The 18503-nt window shown below is 52.7% G+C and carries 13 protein-coding genes, 1 tRNA gene and 1 pseudogene; 11 read left to right on the forward strand and 4 right to left on the reverse strand.

The genetic code is table 11. From position 1 onward, the window contains the following. Window positions 1-5 precede the first annotated feature (5 nt). The 4 genes from bamC to P3G59_RS07320 all read left to right on the forward strand — a co-directional run bounded on the left by bamC (window position 6) and on the right by P3G59_RS07320 (window position 2804). On the forward strand, window positions 6-1121 hold the full coding sequence (gene bamC / locus P3G59_RS07305) for an outer membrane protein assembly factor BamC (protein WP_034153155.1): 1116 nt from the start codon (window positions 6-8) through the stop codon (window positions 1119-1121). A gap of 6 nt (window positions 1122-1127) precedes the next feature. Next, window positions 1128-1889: an MBL fold metallo-hydrolase gene (locus P3G59_RS07310; protein ID WP_277761037.1), complete on the forward strand. Its 762-nt coding sequence runs from the start codon at window positions 1128-1130 to the stop codon at window positions 1887-1889. A gap of 28 nt (window positions 1890-1917) precedes the next feature. Beyond that, complete coding sequence (gene purC / locus P3G59_RS07315; protein ID WP_103305607.1) at window positions 1918-2631, forward strand: phosphoribosylaminoimidazolesuccinocarboxamide synthase; 714 nt, start codon at window positions 1918-1920, stop codon at window positions 2629-2631. A gap of 83 nt (window positions 2632-2714) precedes the next feature. After that, a tRNA-Ser gene (locus P3G59_RS07320) sits at window positions 2715-2804 on the forward strand. A 1159-nt stretch (window positions 2805-3963) separates the two neighbouring features. Here P3G59_RS07320 and P3G59_RS07325 read toward each other — a convergent pair. Next, window positions 3964-4260, reverse strand: a pseudogene (locus P3G59_RS07325) (energy transducer TonB); the annotation flags it as partial. Window positions 4261-4784: 524 nt separating this feature from the next. On the opposite strand from P3G59_RS07325, the gene P3G59_RS07330 reads away from it, so the two are divergent. The 6 genes from P3G59_RS07330 (at window position 4785) to P3G59_RS07355 (ending at window position 10864) form a co-directional block, all read left to right on the forward strand. Further along, window positions 4785-5027, forward strand: coding sequence for a hypothetical protein (locus tag P3G59_RS07330; RefSeq protein ID WP_277761038.1), 243 nt, complete (start codon window positions 4785-4787; stop codon window positions 5025-5027). 418 nt (window positions 5028-5445) lie between these two features. Further along, window positions 5446-6144, forward strand: a complete 699-nt coding sequence (locus tag P3G59_RS07335; protein WP_277761039.1) for a DUF1120 domain-containing protein — start codon at window positions 5446-5448, stop codon at window positions 6142-6144. 106 nt (window positions 6145-6250) lie between these two features. Continuing rightward, a complete protein-coding gene (locus P3G59_RS07340; RefSeq protein ID WP_277761040.1) occupies window positions 6251-6949 on the forward strand; it encodes a fimbria/pilus chaperone family protein in 699 nt (232 codons plus the stop codon). A gap of 11 nt (window positions 6950-6960) precedes the next feature. After that, window positions 6961-9399, forward strand: a complete 2439-nt coding sequence (locus tag P3G59_RS07345) for a fimbria/pilus outer membrane usher protein (protein ID WP_277761041.1) — start codon at window positions 6961-6963, stop codon at window positions 9397-9399. 12 nt (window positions 9400-9411) lie between these two features. Continuing rightward, window positions 9412-10011 carry a DUF1120 domain-containing protein gene (locus tag P3G59_RS07350; RefSeq protein WP_277761042.1) on the forward strand — a complete coding sequence of 200 codons (600 nt, stop codon included), beginning with the start codon at window positions 9412-9414 and terminating at the stop codon, window positions 10009-10011. A gap of 223 nt (window positions 10012-10234) precedes the next feature. Next, window positions 10235-10864 carry a recombinase family protein gene (locus P3G59_RS07355; protein WP_277761043.1) on the forward strand — a complete coding sequence of 210 codons (630 nt, stop codon included), beginning with the start codon at window positions 10235-10237 and terminating at the stop codon, window positions 10862-10864. Between the two features lie 91 nt (window positions 10865-10955). Here P3G59_RS07355 and P3G59_RS07360 read toward each other — a convergent pair whose 3' ends face one another. The 3 genes from P3G59_RS07360 to P3G59_RS07370 all read right to left on the reverse strand — a co-directional run bounded on the left by P3G59_RS07360 (window position 10956) and on the right by P3G59_RS07370 (window position 14430). Continuing rightward, window positions 10956-11942, reverse strand: a complete 987-nt coding sequence (locus P3G59_RS07360; protein ID WP_277761044.1) for a reverse transcriptase family protein — start codon at window positions 11940-11942, stop codon at window positions 10956-10958. Next, complete coding sequence (locus P3G59_RS07365) at window positions 11902-12225, reverse strand: helix-turn-helix transcriptional regulator (RefSeq protein WP_262133956.1); 324 nt, start codon at window positions 12223-12225, stop codon at window positions 11902-11904. The genes P3G59_RS07360 and P3G59_RS07365 overlap by 41 nt, the downstream gene beginning before the upstream one ends. Before the next feature lie 723 nt (window positions 12226-12948). Beyond that, the gene (locus P3G59_RS07370; RefSeq protein WP_277761045.1) at window positions 12949-14430 is read right to left on the reverse strand and encodes a tyrosine-type recombinase/integrase; all 1482 of its coding nucleotides are present in this window, start codon (window positions 14428-14430) and stop codon (window positions 12949-12951) included. A 507-nt stretch (window positions 14431-14937) separates the two neighbouring features. Between P3G59_RS07370 and P3G59_RS07375 the strand changes: the two genes are divergently transcribed. Next, the gene (locus P3G59_RS07375; protein WP_277761046.1) at window positions 14938-18435 is read left to right on the forward strand and encodes a rhamnan synthesis F family protein; all 3498 of its coding nucleotides are present in this window, start codon (window positions 14938-14940) and stop codon (window positions 18433-18435) included. Window positions 18436-18503 lie beyond the last annotated feature (68 nt).

Here is an 18503-nt window from a genome sequence, read left to right on the forward strand (position 1 = left end):
AACGCATGAAGCGAATGGCCGGACTTTCCGCACTTGCCTTGATTATCTCCAGCACCAGCGGCTGCGGATGGGTCTGGGGGCCGGAAGGTTATTTCCGCGACCGTGGTAGCGATTACCTGCAAGCGCAACAGACTGCACCGATGCAACTGCCGCCGGAAGTCAGCACTTCCAAGCGTCTGGATCCATTGTTGCCGATCCCGCGTAACGTGGCTGATGACACCGCCAAGGGCGAATATATTGTGCCGCGTCCTCAGCCGCTGTCGGCCGTTGCCGATGCCAGCGATTACTCGCTGCAGAAGAGCGGTGATTCGCGTTGGGTCGTGGCCCAGCACCCACCGGCCGAAGTCTGGCCAGTGGCGGTGCAATTCTTCCAGGACAACGGTTTCCGTCTGGATGAACAGCGCCCGCAAACCGGCGAATTCACCACGACCTGGCAGCATTCCGATGAATTGTCCGCGTCCATGGCCAAGCGCCTGAGCGCAGCCGGTATTGCCAGCGACAGCGAAACCCGCGTGCGTGTGCGTATCGAGCCGGGCGTGCAGCGCAACACCAGTGAAATCTACGTGGTCAGCGCCGAGCGTCCTGCCGGTAGCACTGCCGATGTGGCCTTCACCAATCGCTCCGTCAACACTGGCCTGGACGCAGCGCTGGTCGACGACATGCTCGCAAGCATGAGCCGGATCTCCGAGAAGGGCGGTTCGGTGTCGATGCTGGCCTCGCGTGATTTCGATACGCCGAGCCGTGTCAGCCTCAGCGAAGACGGCAGCGGTAACCCGGTGTTGAACGTCGGTACCGATCTGGACCGTGCCTGGTCGAGTGTGGGCCGTGCGCTGGAACAGGGCGAATGGCGCGTTGAAGACATCAACCGCAGCCTCGGCCTGTACTACATCAACCTGGCCGAAAAAGCCGAGAAGAAAGACGACAAGCCTGGTTTCTTCAGCAGCCTGTTCGGCAGCGCGCCGAGCAAGGAAGAAGTTGAAGCCCGTGCCGAGCGTTATCAGGTTCGCCTGAGCAAGGTTGGCGAGAACATTCAGGTGACCGTCGAGAAAAACATCAACACCGTCGCGCCGGCTGAAGTGGCACGCAAAGTGTTGAGCGTGATTCAGGACAACCTGGGCTGATCAACCATGCGTTTTGCCGTTCTCGGCAGCGGTAGCCAAGGGAACGGCACGCTGATCGCCAGTGCTGATACGTACGTGCTGGTGGATTGTGGTTTTTCCCTGCGGGAAACCGAAAAACGCCTGTTGCGCCTGGGTGTGAACCCGGCGCAACTGAGCGCGATACTCGTAACCCACGAACATGCCGACCACGTGCATGGCGTGGGTTTACTGTCTCGGCGCTACAATCTACCGGTCTACCTCAGTCGCGGCACACTGCGCGGGATGCGCAAACCGATCGAACCCGCGGGCTTTCTGGCCGGCGGCGAGCAACTGCAGATCGGCGCACTGAACATCGGGGTCATTGCCGTGGCCCATGATGCGCAGGAACCGACCCAGTATGTCTTCAGTGATCACGAGCAGCGGCGTTTCGGCCTGCTGACCGACCTGGGTTCCTACTGCGAGCGGGTGCTGGACGGTTATCGGGACCTCGATGCGTTGATGATCGAGTCCAACCATTGTCGTGACATGCTGGCCCGTGGTCATTACCCGTACTTTCTCAAGCAACGGGTGGGCGGCGAGCAGGGACATTTGAACAACCATCAGGCGGCATTCCTGGTGTCCGAGTTGGGCTGGCAGGGCTTGCAACATCTGGTCCTGGCCCACCTGAGCAGCAAGAACAACCTGCCGCAGCTGGCCCGGCAATGTTTTGTCGACACCCTCGGGTGCGACCCGGACTGGCTGCAACTGGCCGATCAAGATTCAGGGCTCGACTGGCGCCACATCGCCTAGCCCACCTACTTAGCAAGCGGAGCCCATCATGGAAAAACGTGAAGAACTCTACCGCGGCAAAGCCAAATCGGTTTACAAGACCGACGACGCTGACCGCTTGATCCTGCTGTTTCGCAACGACACCTCGGCGTTCGACGGCAAGCGCATCGAGCAGCTCGACCGCAAAGGCATGGTCAACAACAAGTTCAACGCCTTCATCATGCAGAAACTCGAAGCGGCCGGTATTCCGACCCAATTCGACAAACTGCTGGCCGACAACGAAGTCCTGGTGAAGAAGCTCGACATGATTCCGGTCGAGTGCGTCGTGCGTAACTATGCTGCCGGCAGTCTGGTAAAACGCCTGGGCGTCGAAGAGGGCATGAAGCTCAACCCGTACACCTTCGAGCTGTTCCTGAAGGACGACGCCAAGGGCGACCCGTTCATCAATGAATCCCACGTCGTGGCATTCGGTTGGGGCACCGCCGAGCAACTGGTTCGCATGAAAGAACTGTCGCTCAAGGTCAACGAAGTCCTGACCAAGCTGTTCGACGACGCTGGCCTGCTGCTGGTCGACTTCAAGCTTGAATTCGGCGTGTTCAGCGACGGCTCCATCGTCCTCGGCGACGAGTTCAGCCCGGACGGCTGCCGTCTGTGGGACAAGGACACCAAGAAGAAGATGGACAAAGACCGCTTCCGCCAAGGCCTCGGTGACGTCATCGAAGCCTACGAAGAAGTCGCCAATCGTCTGGGCGTACCGCTTTAATCGACGCAAGCATCTGATAGCACGAAGAAATTTTCGAAAGAGGGTTTGCTTTCGGTAAAAGTGTTGTTATGATGCGCGCCGTTGGAGAGATGCCAGAGTGGCCGAATGGGACGGATTCGAAATCCGTTGTACCTTCACCGGTACCTAGGGTTCGAATCCCTATCTCTCCGCCATACAAATGAAAGCCCCTGAAATCAATGGTTTCAGGGGCTTTTTGTTTTTTGGTTGTACGTAGAGTTTGTACGTAAATAAAACCGCAGATTCCCCTCCCGTTGTACCAAAATTTCGCACCCGGCGGCATGCCCTTTAAGTAGGGGTATGGTGCTTCGAAGGCCCTATGTGTAGACGGATCAGAACGATTTGTTCTACTGATTGTTCAGCATTCTTTATATATCATGTGGGTTGTTCTAACAGTCCGTGTTTGCCACGTGCAGCATGGTTTAACTGCACGATTAATACGGCGCCGATTAAGCATGAAAATTGGTTGATTGAGCAGCCGTCCTAGTTCTTTCTGTGCAAGGCGCCAGCGTGCGATTTGAGCGGTGATCGGAAGGTGTTTGCTAGGGTGGTGGCAGGTCTTTCCTGCGTGCCTTAGGCGGGCTTATTGGGGGCTACTGGTTCGACTTGGCATCAGCGTATCTAAAGTTGAAAATATTTTCTATTTTCCTTCGATTTTGGCATTTGACCGACATAAATACATGTGTGGTCCTAAACTATATCTTCCGCCAATGTTTAATCCGGCATGGGGCGGGAAGTAGAATAGGTGCACAGGTCGAAACCATAATCGACCATAAATTCGAACGGTATCAATTTCTAAGAGACGTCAAGAACGTTGGGTGTAGATGGCCGTGCGATAATGTTGCGTAAGCGGGTTTTTCCGGGAAGTCACAATCGGAAGAATTTGCAACCTCTATCGCCAAACTAGAACAATGAATTATGGACCATGACAGGATGATGGCTCTGCAGAAAAAGATGCAACCATCGATTCGATTGAACTTCGTCATACTGGACTCAATCGGATACCGTAGCTGCTGCGAAGCAAAAAACAGACATTAATCGTGCATAGGGTTACCCGCGCGAGCTAAACATCAAGATAATACTTGTTGTATGGAAGTCTAGTATGGGCCGTGCCGGGGACGTTCTTCAGACTCCCTTGGAAGGATTTTCCTGGACAGGGAAAATCCGTCCGGAACTTTCTTCAGGATGGTTTTTAATATCAAAGCAAAAACATACTGGATCGCCATAGGCGATGCCCGTAGGGCTGATATAATACATTTAATTGTTGTTTTGGTTGATTAATGATTGTTTGTAATTTTGTTGTTGGTTATGGATTCATAGGGTCAAATCCTCTGGTGTAAACTTCATCTTGAAAGATTTGAATTGACTGATTTCCGTTGGTTTCATTTCCTGCATTTCAGTGAGCCTTCCAATATTCTTGACTGCGGCTACTGCTGACTTATCAAATGCCAGGTCACCACTGGTTTTCGCTACGTCAACCGAAGTGACAGTTCCATCTGGACTGATACTGATTTGCAGTTCAACGATCATTTCCTGCCTTGCAGATGGCGGGCGTGACCAGCCCTCAGAAGCTCGGGACTTAATAAGCTCGTCAAAGTGAGCAGCCAGATCAGGATATTCTTGTTTGATGGATACATGTGTGGGTACGGACGTAGGTGCAGTAGTCGGCTGTTTGACTAGCTGTTTTACAATTTTCTTATTAGTAGTTAACCGTTCAATAACTGGCGTTCCGTACACATCTGTACCTACCACGCGAACAAACTGCCCTTGGAGTTTTCGCCCGTTGAAGTCGCCTTCTTGTTGTTTGACTGCAACCCTTAATCGGCCACTGCTTTCCCATACGTAGCAAAGGCCATCATCGCACGCAGTTATTGCGAACTCTTTATCCAGTTCAAATGCTTTGTTTTTGAACCAGTTCAATTCTTGGTTTTGATTGCTTGCAAACGCCCTTGACAGCTCGCCCCAATAGGTCACGTTATTAGCGTCTTCCAGGGCTTTCAAATTTGTTTCACTATAATTTTGCCCAAGTGCAATCGCGGGCAAAAACATCAAGGCTGAAATGATTTTTCGCATAATGCTCCCATTATTCTAATTATTGACAAGCCAGATAACACCATTAGCAGGAAGCGTTCCATGTGAAGTCCCTGCTGATGGGTATAAGTATCCAACGCTTTGTGTTATTGAGCAGGCGTTTTGTTATGGTTACTAATCTGGATCACAAGTATCAGTTCTTGTACGTCAACCATACTAACCCCATCACGATTGCTACCCAGATGATTGCTATCAATGACCACTTCAGTGCGGACAGAAAACCCGCACCGCTTGCAGCACCGAACCTGAAGCCAATGCCCCAGCGCCACCACTTGTTTACTGCGTAAGCCACTGGTGGAGCGGCTAGAAGGAATGCCCATAGCAGATCATCAGATATGCCCTTACCAGTTTGGGCGGCTGATACAGCGCTTGATGCGGTTGCTAATGTCATCAACAGCCAGGCCCGTCGAAAAAGGGTCATGCGATTCGTCCTTGAATGTCAGTTGCTTGAATTGGCCTGGAGACGCAGACGGTGCAAGGTCGCGGGAATCCCGGCCAAGAATAAAATCAAAGCCATCAGCAGCAGCACAGAGCCCACCATGTCCCCGCACACCCGTCAACCATGTGTCCGGTCCGTACAGGCGGAAGGTGTACGAAATCGGCGCGATTCGATATTGTTTTGAAGCTTTTGAGCTAATTCTTATATTCGGATAAATCCCCCTTTAAATAACCTATAGGTCCATTTACCTCTGGTGTGTTTATCTTATGAAGCAAACGACAAAACAAATTGCCCTGGTCCTTAGCATCGCGACATTGGCGGCAACGTCCACGTCTGCATCAGCTATAGATCTACGTGTTATCGGCGCTGTTACACCCTCCGCGTGCACGCCAGTATTAGGGGGGGGCGGCACGATTGACTATGGCAGCATTCCCCCTAGCTCGCTGTCTCCTACCGACTATACCGTTCTGCCAGTGATGAGCACTGCAATGAATATCACGTGTGACGCACCTGCGAAAGTTGCAGTTGTCGCCAAAAACGGACGCGTCGGGACATTGGCAGGATCAACTGAGGGCGCTACCGGAGTTGGGTTTTCACCTGTAAATCTCTTAGGCTTTACAAATATGGCCGCTGCAGGTCTTGGTCTAGATGGCAACAGCAAAATAGGAGGTTATTCCGTAGCCTTTCAAGCATCAACTATGCTCGCTGATGGTGTTCCCGTAACAACCATCCAAAAGACTTCTTTGGGGGGCGAATTTTCCGCTAGTGTCGCCGGGGCTATTTATGGTACCAACACTAATCGATATTTGTCTTGGGCTGCTACCGGTTCTTTGGATCCAGTAGCATTTACAACTCTTACTGGTCAGCTTCAAGTGCAAGCCTACCTAAACAAGAGCACTGAACTAGACCTGTCGAAGCCAGTAAATCTAGATGGTTTGACCACTCTTGAACTAGTTTACTTGTAACTCCGCTTAATTTGGTCGGCTCAATAGAGCCGGCTATCCTCTTGTTTTAATGGTTTTTCAATTCGCACTTAAATTAACCGTATTTAAATTAGACGGTAATTATCCAATGAAATTTTCCCCGATTTTTAAGGCTGGGGCCGCTGCCCTGTGGCTGGCATCTACAGGTGCGCATGCCACGGGCGTGGTTCCCGAAACTTCCGTGGTGATTGTTGAACAAGATGATGGTGAGGGTGCCATCAATGTCCAGAACACCGATGCCTTCCCGGTATTGTTGCTGACCACATTGATCGACATACCTGAAGATCCTGAGAGTTTGCTGATCATTACACCGCCTGCAGCTCGCGTTGAACCGGGTAAGACTCAGCGTGTTCGCTTTATCATTTCCACTAAAGCCCCCCTCAAAACCGAGCGCCTGAAACGTGTCACGTTTGACGGTGTGCCTCCCCAGCAAAAGGGCAAAAGTGAAGTGCGCACCACCGTGCGTCAGAACTTACCGGTCATTGTCCGCCCTGCAGGGTTGGAGAGAGACCTTGCCCCTTGGAAACATCTGACCTGGAAGTTGAAGGACAACAGACTGATCGTCAACAACCCATCGCCTTACGTTGTGCGTCTGGGACAAGGCGTGCAGACCCTGCCGGATCACACCTCCTGGATCCTGCCAAACGCCTATGTGCTGCCAGGACAAACACTGACTGTTAAGCCCGAGAACGGCAAAACAGCGGGAGCGGCCCAACAGATCCGTATATCACCCGCTACCACTTGGGGTTACACCGTCGACACATACGACGCGACTCTGAGCCAGTAAAGGGTTATTCAGTGCAACAGCCGTATCAGAACGACTTCACGAAGTGTCTTCAGAACTCTGTACTTTCGCTCGCTGTGTTAGCGGCGATTGTCGTGGCACCCAAAGCCTACGCAACAGAAAACCCTCAGCAGGCATTCGAAACTGAGTTTGACACTCAGGCAATCAACTCACGGGGCGTTGACCCCTCGCTCGCTGAGTTGTTTCGTCATGCGCCACGCTTTCTTCCTGGCGAGAACTCGGTGACATTAACGGTGAACGGCAGTGCGCGTGGAAAAATCACGGCGCGTTTTGATAACAACGGACAACTGTGTGCTGACAAAAGCTTTCAGAAGCAAGCTGGATTATTATCCCCTCCTAGCTTTAGCAAAGAGATCGCCTGCTTCGATCTGAAAACCGCTTGGCCGCAAACTGAGCTCAATCTAGACCCGGGAGCGGGTCGGGTTGATCTGGTGCTTCCACTACAGGCCGTCGCCAATCCTGGAACCGAAAGTGGCAATTGGCATCACGGTGGCGTTGCCGGGATGCTCAATTATGATGGCCAGTACCTGGACTCTGCTGGCTCCACGGCCGGCGTAACCTTCATGCAACTGGCAAGCGAAGCTGGACTCAATGTCAACGACTGGATCATCCGAAGTCGCCAGACATTTTCACGCTTTAACGGTGTGGACACGATGCAGCACCAAGCAGCCTACACGCAACGCACCTTTACTGATTCTAAACAGGTTCTTCAAGCGGGGCAGGTCAGTCTTTCCAACTCCATGTTCGGTACCGGTCAGGTGATGGGCTTTCAAATGTTTCCCGAGGCCGCACTCCAGGGTTCTCGTGGAGGCCCTGGGTTAGTAGAGGGTATTGCCGATAGCCAATCGGTGGTTGAAATTCGCCAGTCCGGCGTACTGGTGCACAGCACCACAGTTCCGGCAGGCCCCTTCCGGTTACAGGGCTTCTCATTGCTTAACACCCGATCAGATCTGGAAGTCACTATGACGGGAAGCAATGGTGAAAGGCGTCAATTTACCGTGCCGGCTTCCGCCTTGCTGCTCAACGGTAATACGGTAGCGCCAGGTCTCTCCATTGGTGTCGGTAAGCTTGATCAAGAAGGCAGTAGCGAATCGCCCCTGCTTGCGACTATTGCCAATGGCTGGGTGCTAAATCCGCACGTCACGCTCAATGCCGGCCTGCTTGGGTCGGCCCCCTATCGCGCGAGCGCCGTCGGCCTTGATACCCAGCCTTGGGACTCTACGTTGCTGTCCCTGCAAGGCACATTTTCTGAGGATGCCGCCCATGATTTTAGGGGAGCGTCGCTCACGGCTTCATTGACCCACAACCTGAGCGAGCGCGTCAGCGTCAGTGTCAACGCCAGCCAGCAAACCGACAGTTATCGCGAGCTCAATGATGCCCTGCAGGACGATGACCTCGAGAGCACTCTGGGGCGCAGCTTTAAACAAGTCGGTGTAGGTTTGGGGTGGTCAACACAGTCGCTCGGTAGCCTGTCACTCTCGATGGCGCGCAGCACGGACTTCAACGGTGAAAGCACGGACTATATGCGCGGTGGTTGGAGCAAACAGTTTGGCCAAGTCTACGTCGCTGCCAGTCTGGAGCAAGACACCGGCACTTCGACCATGGATTCCGACACCCGTTTTTACCTGACAGTCAATATCCCCTTCGGCAGCCGTAGTGTCAGCAGTTGGGTCAGAAGTTCGAATAATAGCCGCCGCGCGGGGGTACGTTACAGTGACCGTTCCAGCCGTGATCGGGGCTGGAGCCTGTCGAGTGAGCAGGACTTTCTTAATCAGCGCACCTCAACCAGCGGCACCGTGGATATGGTCACGCCGGTCAGCCAGCTCAGTGGCAGCCTCAGTCGCGACTCCGATAACTACAGCTCTTGGTCGGCCCGCGCTACAGGTGCAGTGGTAGCACACGAGAAGGGGTTTACGCTTTCACCCTACCGCGTTGAAGATACCTTTGGCATCGCCAAGGTTGGTGAAGAAGGTGGGGTAAAGCTCGATACCCCGTCCGGCCCAACCTGGACTGATTCAGACGGGAACGCGGTTTTGCCCTCACTCAATGGTTTCAAGCGCTCTTCCATTCAGGTAGACACCCGTAGCTTGGCGAAGAATGTCGACATAGCCAACGCTTACCAGGAAACAGAGGCCGCTCGCGGTTCAGTTAACTACGTCAATTTTGATGTGGTGCGTACGCGCCGGGTTCTGGTGGATGTCAAAGATGATCAAGGTAAACCACTACCACGCGGAGCCAGTGTATTTAATGAAACCGGCGGTTTCGTGACTGTTGTGGGTGAGAAAGGCATCGTATTCATTTCTGATGCCGGCAATGGAGGGACGCTGGAAGTGCAGAGCTCCGGTAATACCCTTTGCACATTCTTCCTCTCACTGCCGTACACGGCGAATGGGAATGAACTGTACGAAACCGCCAGCGCGCAATGTCGCTGATAGGAGAACCCGATGAAAATGCTCTTAGTTCCGTTGGTACTGGGATTTGTCTTTGGTCAGTACGCAGAGGCGAACTCGCAGTTGATCGGCGAATTACCTAGCATCCCTACTACCCTACCGATTGATAGCCGCTGTAGTTTGACCGTAGGGGGGGGGGTCGTTGATTACGGCACCCTGTCACGCTGGCAACTGCAGGATGCACAAATAGGCCAAAACAACGTCACATTCGGCAAGCGAACGCTGACGCTTAATGTGGCTTGTCCCTACACCCAGAGCATGCGTCTAATGTTACGCGGGGAACGCAGTGCTAGAGAAGATTTTCGTTATGGCAATCGCGGCAGCATGATAGTTCGGTTATTTGACGCTCAAATAGACGGCAGAAGTGTATTGATAGCCCGCGCCACGTCTGATGGGGTAATCAATGGAGACGCGGGGGATTCGGCCTTGCTTCGACCCGGTGAGAGCTTTGCTGCCATTTCAAGCGGCCAGCTTGCCCAGGGCAAGACCTTCACTGCGCGTCTGGAAATAGAACCCACGCTGCCCAAAAGTGATGCTCAGGTCTCAACATACGAGGTTAACGAAGCCAATTTGACGATTGAGCTGATGAACTGACGTAGTGCGTTTGACAGTCGGATCCAGCAGATGGGGCAGTTGAGTGTAGCCAATTTCAGTCCCGAATCAAGGAACCCCATTCTTTGATACGTAACGCATCATCAAACGACCGTTTGATGATTCTCGAAAATGACGGTCTTAAACGTATCAACAAAATAGCATTGCAAATATAGTGATACCAATCTACAGTGATACCACGTTTAATGATACGTGAGCGCATCCCATGTCCCGAACATTTCTATACTGCCGTGTTTCAACATCCACTCAGTTCACAGCAAACCAAGTGCAAGAAGTGAAAGCAGCGGGATTCGACGTACAGGCAAGCCGGGTAATAGAAGAAGTCATATCGGGCAGCATCGCTGCCTGTGAGCGGCAAGGGTTTCAAAAGCTCTTGGATCGAATGAAAACAGGTGACGTACTGATCGTGACCAAACTGGACCGATTGGGCCGAAACGCAATGGATGTGCGCCAGACCGTTGAACATCTAGCTGGAATTGGAATTCGCGTGCATTGCCTCGCATTAGGCGGCGTAGACCTGACCAGTCCGGCAGGCAAGATGACAATGCAGGTTTTGAGCGCAGTAGCAGAGTTTGAACGTGACCTGCTGATAGAGCGTACGCAGCAAGGGTTGATGCGCGCCAAGGCTGAGGGAAAGCAGCTTGGTCGTCCTGTTGCGATCAAGACGACGAACGACGTACAACGACTGAAACAGCAAGGATTTATTCAGACACGAGTTGCCAGTGAACTCGGTATTGGCATTGCTACGGTAAAGCGTCATTGGAATGTCACTGCCACTACGGGGGGGAAGCACGTACCACGTTGTTGGAGAGTGAAGAGTATAAATGCACTATGAATCGTTAATAAGGTGGTAGTGAAGCTCGTAAGGACAATAACGAAGTACGGTTACAGTGGAACTGAAACCCAGCATGGTTTGGTCGCGGCTGCTAAGAGGTTGGAGGGTCTACAATTTCATTCCGAGTGTACATAGCCCACTTATCAAATCGACTATCAATCGTCGCTGCTTCGCCTACCATACCAGCAAGCTTCTTTTTCAGTTCTTCTTTAGTGAAGCCAAAAGACTCACCATTGCCTTCGATTGCGTTTGTAACCTTACGAACTGCCATTAATCTTGAAAAAGGAACATGCAGCTTTTTGTTAAGTGAGATGATGCCAGTAATATGTGCAGGCTGTCCGAACTTGAAGTTACGGGTTTTATGCTCTGCGAGCTTGTATCCATACCGACTTACAATGATTTTTATTTTTGATTTGAGTATGCGTGGAATTTTCTCGCCAGAAAAGGTCAGGTCATCTATGTAACATGTGAACTTTAGGTTGTATGAGCCAGCAAGCGCATGGCACTCATCAAACATTTTTTTTGCGACCCAAAACGACAGTAATGGACTCAACGGGCTACCGGTAGACATGGCCCCATTACAAGTAGTTAAATTGGCGAGCTTTCCCGCAATGTCGCTGGGGCAGCACATGACGCGTACAAAGAAGTCATGGACCAGATGATATTTGGTTGAACCATAAAAGCTGCTTATGTCAAATGTTGCGGCTTCGCGTGAACCTTTATGAGCTTCCGCATTTGTTTGATATGATCGGTGCTTTACCGCACCTTGAACATAGTCCGGGTAACTCATCCGCCGCAACAAAGACAAGATTCGATTATGTACGCGTCGTAGTTTTTGCGTTGGTTCTTGCACTGAGCGTTTTTTTCGAGTCTTTCCTGTGAATGGATTGACTGATAACGGAATATCAAAGAAGCGATAGTTTTTGGTGCATATTAGTAACTCATTCAAACCCGACACGCTCAAGTTCAAAGCTTCAGCCAATCGCTTCGGTGAAGTGACTTTGTATAAGCGGCATTGATTGACTGGAATTTGGTTGTCAGGCTTTCGTTTTGCTTTTTCTTTCTTCTTTGGCTGCATTTCGATTCTCATTCCATTCAAGTAATGAAACAATGGTCTTTGCAATTCCGACCCGTATTTGATCGGTTGGCTTTTGAGAATCTAACTGTTCAGAAAAAAACAGTATTGATGAAAGAGGGATATCAAAGTTGCTACTGTATTTTCGCAGTAGCTCTATGGAAGGTTGTTTTTTACCTGACTCGATTTCGGACAGGTGTGAGTTTGATATTCCGAGTTGCGATGACAGTTCGGTCTGTGAGATGTCATAGTATGATCGGATGAGTTTAAGTGCTTTGTTTAGCATAATACACCTACAGCAAAGATGTGACGACAGCGGGGTAGGTTATGCAGACTCATTCGAAGAGCGCTACTAGTCTTGTCCAATGCTTATCAATCAATGCGAAAAGTGGTACCAAAATCTTTATCGCATATAGAAAAGCTTTGAGCAGCTTCAGACGCTTCCGTTTGTTCCGTTTAACCAGGCACAGTCCTGCGGTTTTTTCATCATTTGGTTGCATTTTTGATGCTCCTGTAAGGGTTTGCGCCAATCCAACGGATCAGCCTCTCGAAGCAACCTTTACAAGCCAAATAAACGATGATTGAACTGTGCTTTTCCCCCTCGCTGGAATCACCTGGCTTCGAGTCTCGACGAAGCCTGACTAGGTCGGTACGCACCGGTGATACGCGTAGATCACGACGTACGCCGACTGTGCCGCCCAAGGGTTAGAGGCTAAAGCCTCCACGGTGCTATGCACCAACAACAATCGAGATGAATCATCGACCGCAGCTAGATATTCGCAGACAAATTCAAAATAGTCAAAAAAATAATTCGCTTTTAGCGAATTAAATCCGCTGATTTTAATCAAGGCTTACGTTTTCATGCGGCCCTCGTGGTCGGACCTGTATCCAGGGGTTGCACAAGTGGGCTTTTGGGGTGAAGCCGGGAGGGGGGGGCGAGGGTGTTTTGATACCACCCTATATTCTCCCTAAAGGCCCATGGGGCCCGGTATGTGGTTAGCTGTGGCAGTTACGTACCTATACCAGCAGATTCAAGCTTGCTCAACTGTGGAAGCTTCGATATGGCATCGAATTTTTGCGCGGTTGTCGCCCCTTGGCTGTACACGTCAAATGTAACCAGCCCGGTTTCATGACCTACAAGTTCAGCAATCAAAGTGCCTTGCACGTTCGCCCTCACAAGCTGGGTAATGACGGTCTTTCGGATGGAGTGAAAAACACGATCCGAACCAAATCCTTGGGCTGTCTTCAACCTGCCAAAAGCCTTCACCATCGGGTCTGATCGGATGCCATATTTGCTACGACTTTTGGTAACGATAAGGTATTCATCAGTCGAATCGTTGATCAGTCGTTTCACAAGATCGATGATGCCAGGGTGGATTGGGACGACCCGGATTCCAGCTTTGGTCTTGCTGTCAGTAATATCGAAGCTAAGAACGTTATCCACGGTGATCACGTTGTCTTTCTTCAGTTGGCACAGTTCTTCGATACGGGCCCCTGTGAAGGTTCCAAGTAGGATCAGGTCCGCTAGGGCCTGTAGTCCTTCTGAAACCGCTGCCGCGTGTAGCTTTGTAAGGTCATCCAAGGTGAAGTCTTTGCGTTGCGCGTCTACCTTGTCCCTGCCTCTCACTTTCGGCAGATCGTGTTCTTCAAATGGGTTGGCTCTGTCCTTGTAGTCGATCCGCCAACGAGCGTCATGCTTCATTGCCCATTTCCAGAAGACATTCCCCGCCAGCAGGTATTGCGTCAGGGTCTTACTCGCCAAATTGATTGAATCCAACCACGACGAAATCGCATCGAAGTCCAGCGGTTTACCTGTTTGCGCGAGGTATGCCGACAGCTTTTCTAATTTGGACTCTTGCTGATCAATCGTTTTGGCGGCGATGTTTCGGTTTTCTCGAAAGGTTCGGAACGTTGCCAGCCTTGCTTTGGTAATGGGGGATTTGGGTGTGTATGACTTCGGGTTATTGATCAGCCCTGCCAATTCTTTGTGCTCGTCCGAGGACAGATGATGCATCGAGGCGAATTCGTTTTGAATCGTTTTTTTGAATGCTCGATGCAAGCCTTCTTGGATGCGTAACTCGCCTTCTACACCGTTGTCCCATTCGTGGTCGATGACTCTTTCAAGTAGTGCGACAAACCCTGGATTTTTTGCCTTGAACGCTTCGACTTCTGATTCGCTGACGGCCAATGGGGCTGTAGGTTCACCGATGATGTGGAGTTTTCGGTTCCGCTTCAGGGATTCCAGTTCAAGCAGTCCTGAAACTAGATTGTCCTGCCAGCCTTCAGGCAGTGGTTTTCCTTCGCGTGCAATTTTGATTTGAGCTTTCCAGGCGGCAAGAATGGGAAGTCTGCGATCCAGTGCTTCTTGGTGTGTACCTGTCATAAGTGTTTGAGAAAGTACACGGCGTCCGCCGAATGCTTTTTGTACGTCTACGGGGACGGCTAGCCTGACGTGGTAGGTGCCCCCTTGGAGTTCTAAGTTGTTTGCCATTTTGATGTACCAGTGATCGTTTGTACGTATTTATTGTACGTAAAACGGCTGTGAAAGCCCGTAAAATCAATGGTCGTTGAGTTTCTTACCGTTATGTGGAGCCTCCCTATCTCTCCGCCATTACATAGAAAAAGCCCCGTAGATGAAAATCTACGGGGCTTTTTCGTTTCTGCGAATCCAGTATTCGTGGCGATAGCGAAGGCGCTGAAGCGCGTGTTGCACGGTGAGGTCATCGGCAGAGAGGCCATTTAAGTAAACACAGCCTCTGCCGACATTAGGGATACGACGCTCACAGGACTCGCCGACCCATTTAAAGCCGCGTTCGCAGAGTAGGGGGCCGTCATTATTGGCCAGCGATCAGCCGCCAGATCACACCTGTCGTCGTTTATCCTCTGTCCAGCCATGAGGCCAGCGCTTTCACTAAAGTGGATACTTGCTCGCCTCGGCCGTGAAAGGCGCATCCAGCGAGTTCCAGCCTCGCCCCCTATTTGAATTGGTTTGAATATGATGATTCCACCATCAGCCCAAGGTGCTCACCGCGTTTCTGAACGTCAGTCCGTCAAGTCAGGCAGCAGCGCCGCACCCCGCGTCGACGAGTGCGAAGTACTGGTTGCGCAGCCGCCAGTATTCGAGGATGGCGAGCCGCCAGTCGGCGTGGTTATCCATGCGTATTACCCCGAAGTGCTGCAAGATATTCTGCGCCGTTTGATTAAACTGCCTGAACGCCTGCATCTCTACGTAACCTGCGTAGCCGGTCGTGACGATGAGATCTGTGCTCAACTGACGGCCAGCACTTTAAGTTTTTCGCTATACCGGGTGCCGAACCACGGCAGGGACGTTTTGCCGTTTCTGCGGGTGCTGCCGTTCTTGCGTGCCGATAATATTCGCACGCTGGTCAAGCTGCACACCAAGCGTTCGCTGCACTTGGGCGCAGAGAACGACTGGGGCGTTGAACTATTCGATGACCTGCTGGGCCCGGTACGATTCAGTCGAGCGCTGGAACACCTTGCCGACCCGGTGCACGTTCCAATGCTGGGGCCCCAGCGATACCTGCTGCCAGTCACCCGATTCCTCAGCGAAAGCAATCGCGCCTTGCTTGTCACCTTGGCCGAGCGTGGCGGCATTGATCCGCAAGGCATCAACGAAGCGGATTATTTCGCCGGCACCATGTTCTTTGCGCGCACGGAAGTGTTTGCCCCTCTGGAGCGGATGCAACTCACGAGCAACGATTTCGAAGCTGAAAGCGGCCAGCTCGACGGCACGCTCGCACACACTTTGGAGCGTTTTTTCGGCGTTCTGGCGAATGTTGGTCGCCAGCAGCGCAATATCGACCTTTATCAGCGCTGGCTGGCGAGTCGACAACTGGCTGCCGTCGAGGTTGAAGGTTTACCCGCGCGACTGGCGAGCTGGCCGCGGCAACCGGACGTGTTGTTGGTGTTGACCGACACTGCGGGTGACATCGAACTGTTGCGTTCCAGCCTGGCAAGCATCGATCGTCAGCTTTATCAGGCGGCGGCCATCGTGGTGCTCTCCAACGCCGAACCTGTTGGTGTGACACCAGCGGCCAATCTGGTCTGGCTACCGCTGGCCGAATCCTGGCCGAGCCAGCTCAATGAGTTGTTGCAGGAGATCGACGTCGACTGGTGGTACCTGCTACGGGGAGGAGACGAACTTGATCCTCACGCGCTGCTTTTGCTCGCCGAAGGCATCGCGCTGAATCCCGGTGTCAGCGCGTGCTACAGCGATGAAGACTCACTGACCGCTGAAGGCTGCCAGAGCCCGGTATTCAAGCCGGATTTGAATCTGGATATGTTGCGCAGTTATCCGTATGTCGGCCGCGCACTGTCCTTCAGTCGCGAAGCCGCACTGGCTGCTGACGGCTTTGATCCCGCCTTCAGCGAACTGGCGCCCCATGATTTGCTTTTTCGGCTGATTGAAACTCACGGTCTGGGGACTGTCGGGCACCTCGCGGATGTGCTGGTGCATCAGGCCATCAATTTCCCCCAGTGGCTCAGTGAGCCCCAAGTCATCGCGAACTCGGCACTCATCGTCGGGGCGCACTTGCAGCGCTTGGGCGTGGCTCATGAGCTGCAGGCCGGACCGTTGCCGATGGCTAACCGTGTGGTCTACCGACATGCGGAGCAGCCGCTGGTCTCGATCCTTATTCCCACCAAGGACTGCCTGCCGATGCTACTGCGCTGCATCGAAAGCATCATGGAGAAAACCAGCTATACGAATTACGAACTGATCATCATCGACAACAACAGCGAAACCGACGAAGCCCGGGACTGGTTCAACGGTATGGAACTGTTGAACAATCCGAAAGTGCGCATCCTGCGTTATCCACACCCGTTCAACTATTCGGCGATCAATAATTTTGCCGCCAGCCATGCCCACGGCGATTACCTGGTGCTGCTCAACAACGATACGGCGATCATTGATGGCGACTGGCTTGGAGCGCTGCTCCATCACGCCCAGCGGCCAGAAGTGGGGATAGTGGGCGCCAAGCTGTTATTCCTCGACGGGACTGTCCAGCATGCAGGCGTGGTACTCGGGTTGCGTGGCGTTGCAGACCACCCGTTTATCGGCGATTCAATGCAGTCCAACGGCTACCTTCACCGCTTGCATCTTGATCAGAACTACAGCGCGGTCACCGCTGCCTGCCTGATGATCAGCACCGAGCTGTACCAGCAAGTGGGTGGCATGGACGAGGTCGGCCTGGCCGTTTCCTTTAACGATGTGGATCTGTGCCTGAAAGTCGGCCAGGCCGGACGGCTGATTGTTTGGACGCCTTATGCGCTGCTCGTTCACGAAGCCAGTGTGAGCCAGAACAACGTCGACACGACCAAGGAGGAAGCCAAGCGCAAACGGTTCAAGAGCGAACAGTCGGTGATGTACCAGCGTTGGCTTGCGCAAATCGCCAATGATCCGGCCTACAACCGCAACCTGACTCTGGAGGGCAGTGGTTTTTCCTCCAAATACCGCACCGATACTGACTGGCACCCGTTCGCCAGTCGTGAGTTGCCTCACGTGCTGTGTCACCCCCTCGACTCTTTCGGCAGCGGACACTACCGCGTGCGTCAGCCTTTCGCTGCCCTGAAAGCGGCGCAGCTGATCGGCGGAACGGTGAGCGACGAGGGGCTGCAACCGACAGAACTGGAGCGTATTGCGCCGGACACGATCATTTTCCAGGGGCAGCACACAACGCCTCATCTGGAGTACATGCAAGACACCAAGGCATTCTTCAGGGCGTTCAAGGTGTACGAGCTGGACGACTATATTCTTGACGTGCCCGCTGGCAATTTGAACCACGAATTGCTTCCCAAAGACATTACCCAACGCTTGAAGAAAGCCGTAGGGCTGTGCGATCGGTTGGTGGTGTCGACCGAACCGCTGGCCAATGCGCTGAAGGGCTTCAATACCGACATCCGGGTGATGGAAAACCGTCTGCCGAGCCACTGGTGGAGCGACCTGACCAGCCATCGCCAACAAGGCCGCAAGCCTCGGGTTGGCTGGGCCGGCGGCTCGAGTCACAGCGCCGATCTGCAGGTCATCGCCGAAGTGGTTCGTGCGCTGGAAGGCGAAGTTGAATGGGTGTTCATGGGGATGTGTCCCCCAGCACTGCGTCCCTATGTCCATGAGTTCCATAGGGGGGTGAGTATCGAAAAATACCCGCAAAGACTGGCCGGTCTGAACCTGGATCTGGCTTTGGCACCGCTGAAAGACAACTTTTTCAACGCCTGCAAAAGCAATTTGCGCTTGTTGGAATATGGCGCCTGTGGTTTCCCCGTGATCTGCTCGGACATCGTTTGTTATCGGGGTGATTTCCCGGTGACGAGGGTCAGGAATCGTTCGCAAGACTGGATTGCCGCTATTCGCGAACATCTTGCCGAACCCGATGCCAGCGCCAGGGCTGGGGAGGCCCTGCGCAGCGTTGTACTCGATCACTGGATGCTCAAGGACGAACATCTGTTGGCGTGGCGAAACGCCTGGCTGGCGGACTGAACAAGAGGCCTGCATTGCGCGCGGGTCTCTTTCAGGTCTTTCCCACAGTCGCGCAAAGCGCTCAAGCT

Origin of the sequence: Pseudomonas sp. A34-9, from assembly GCF_029543085.1 — a bacterium.
Classification (GTDB): Bacteria; Pseudomonadota; Gammaproteobacteria; order Pseudomonadales; family Pseudomonadaceae; genus Aquipseudomonas.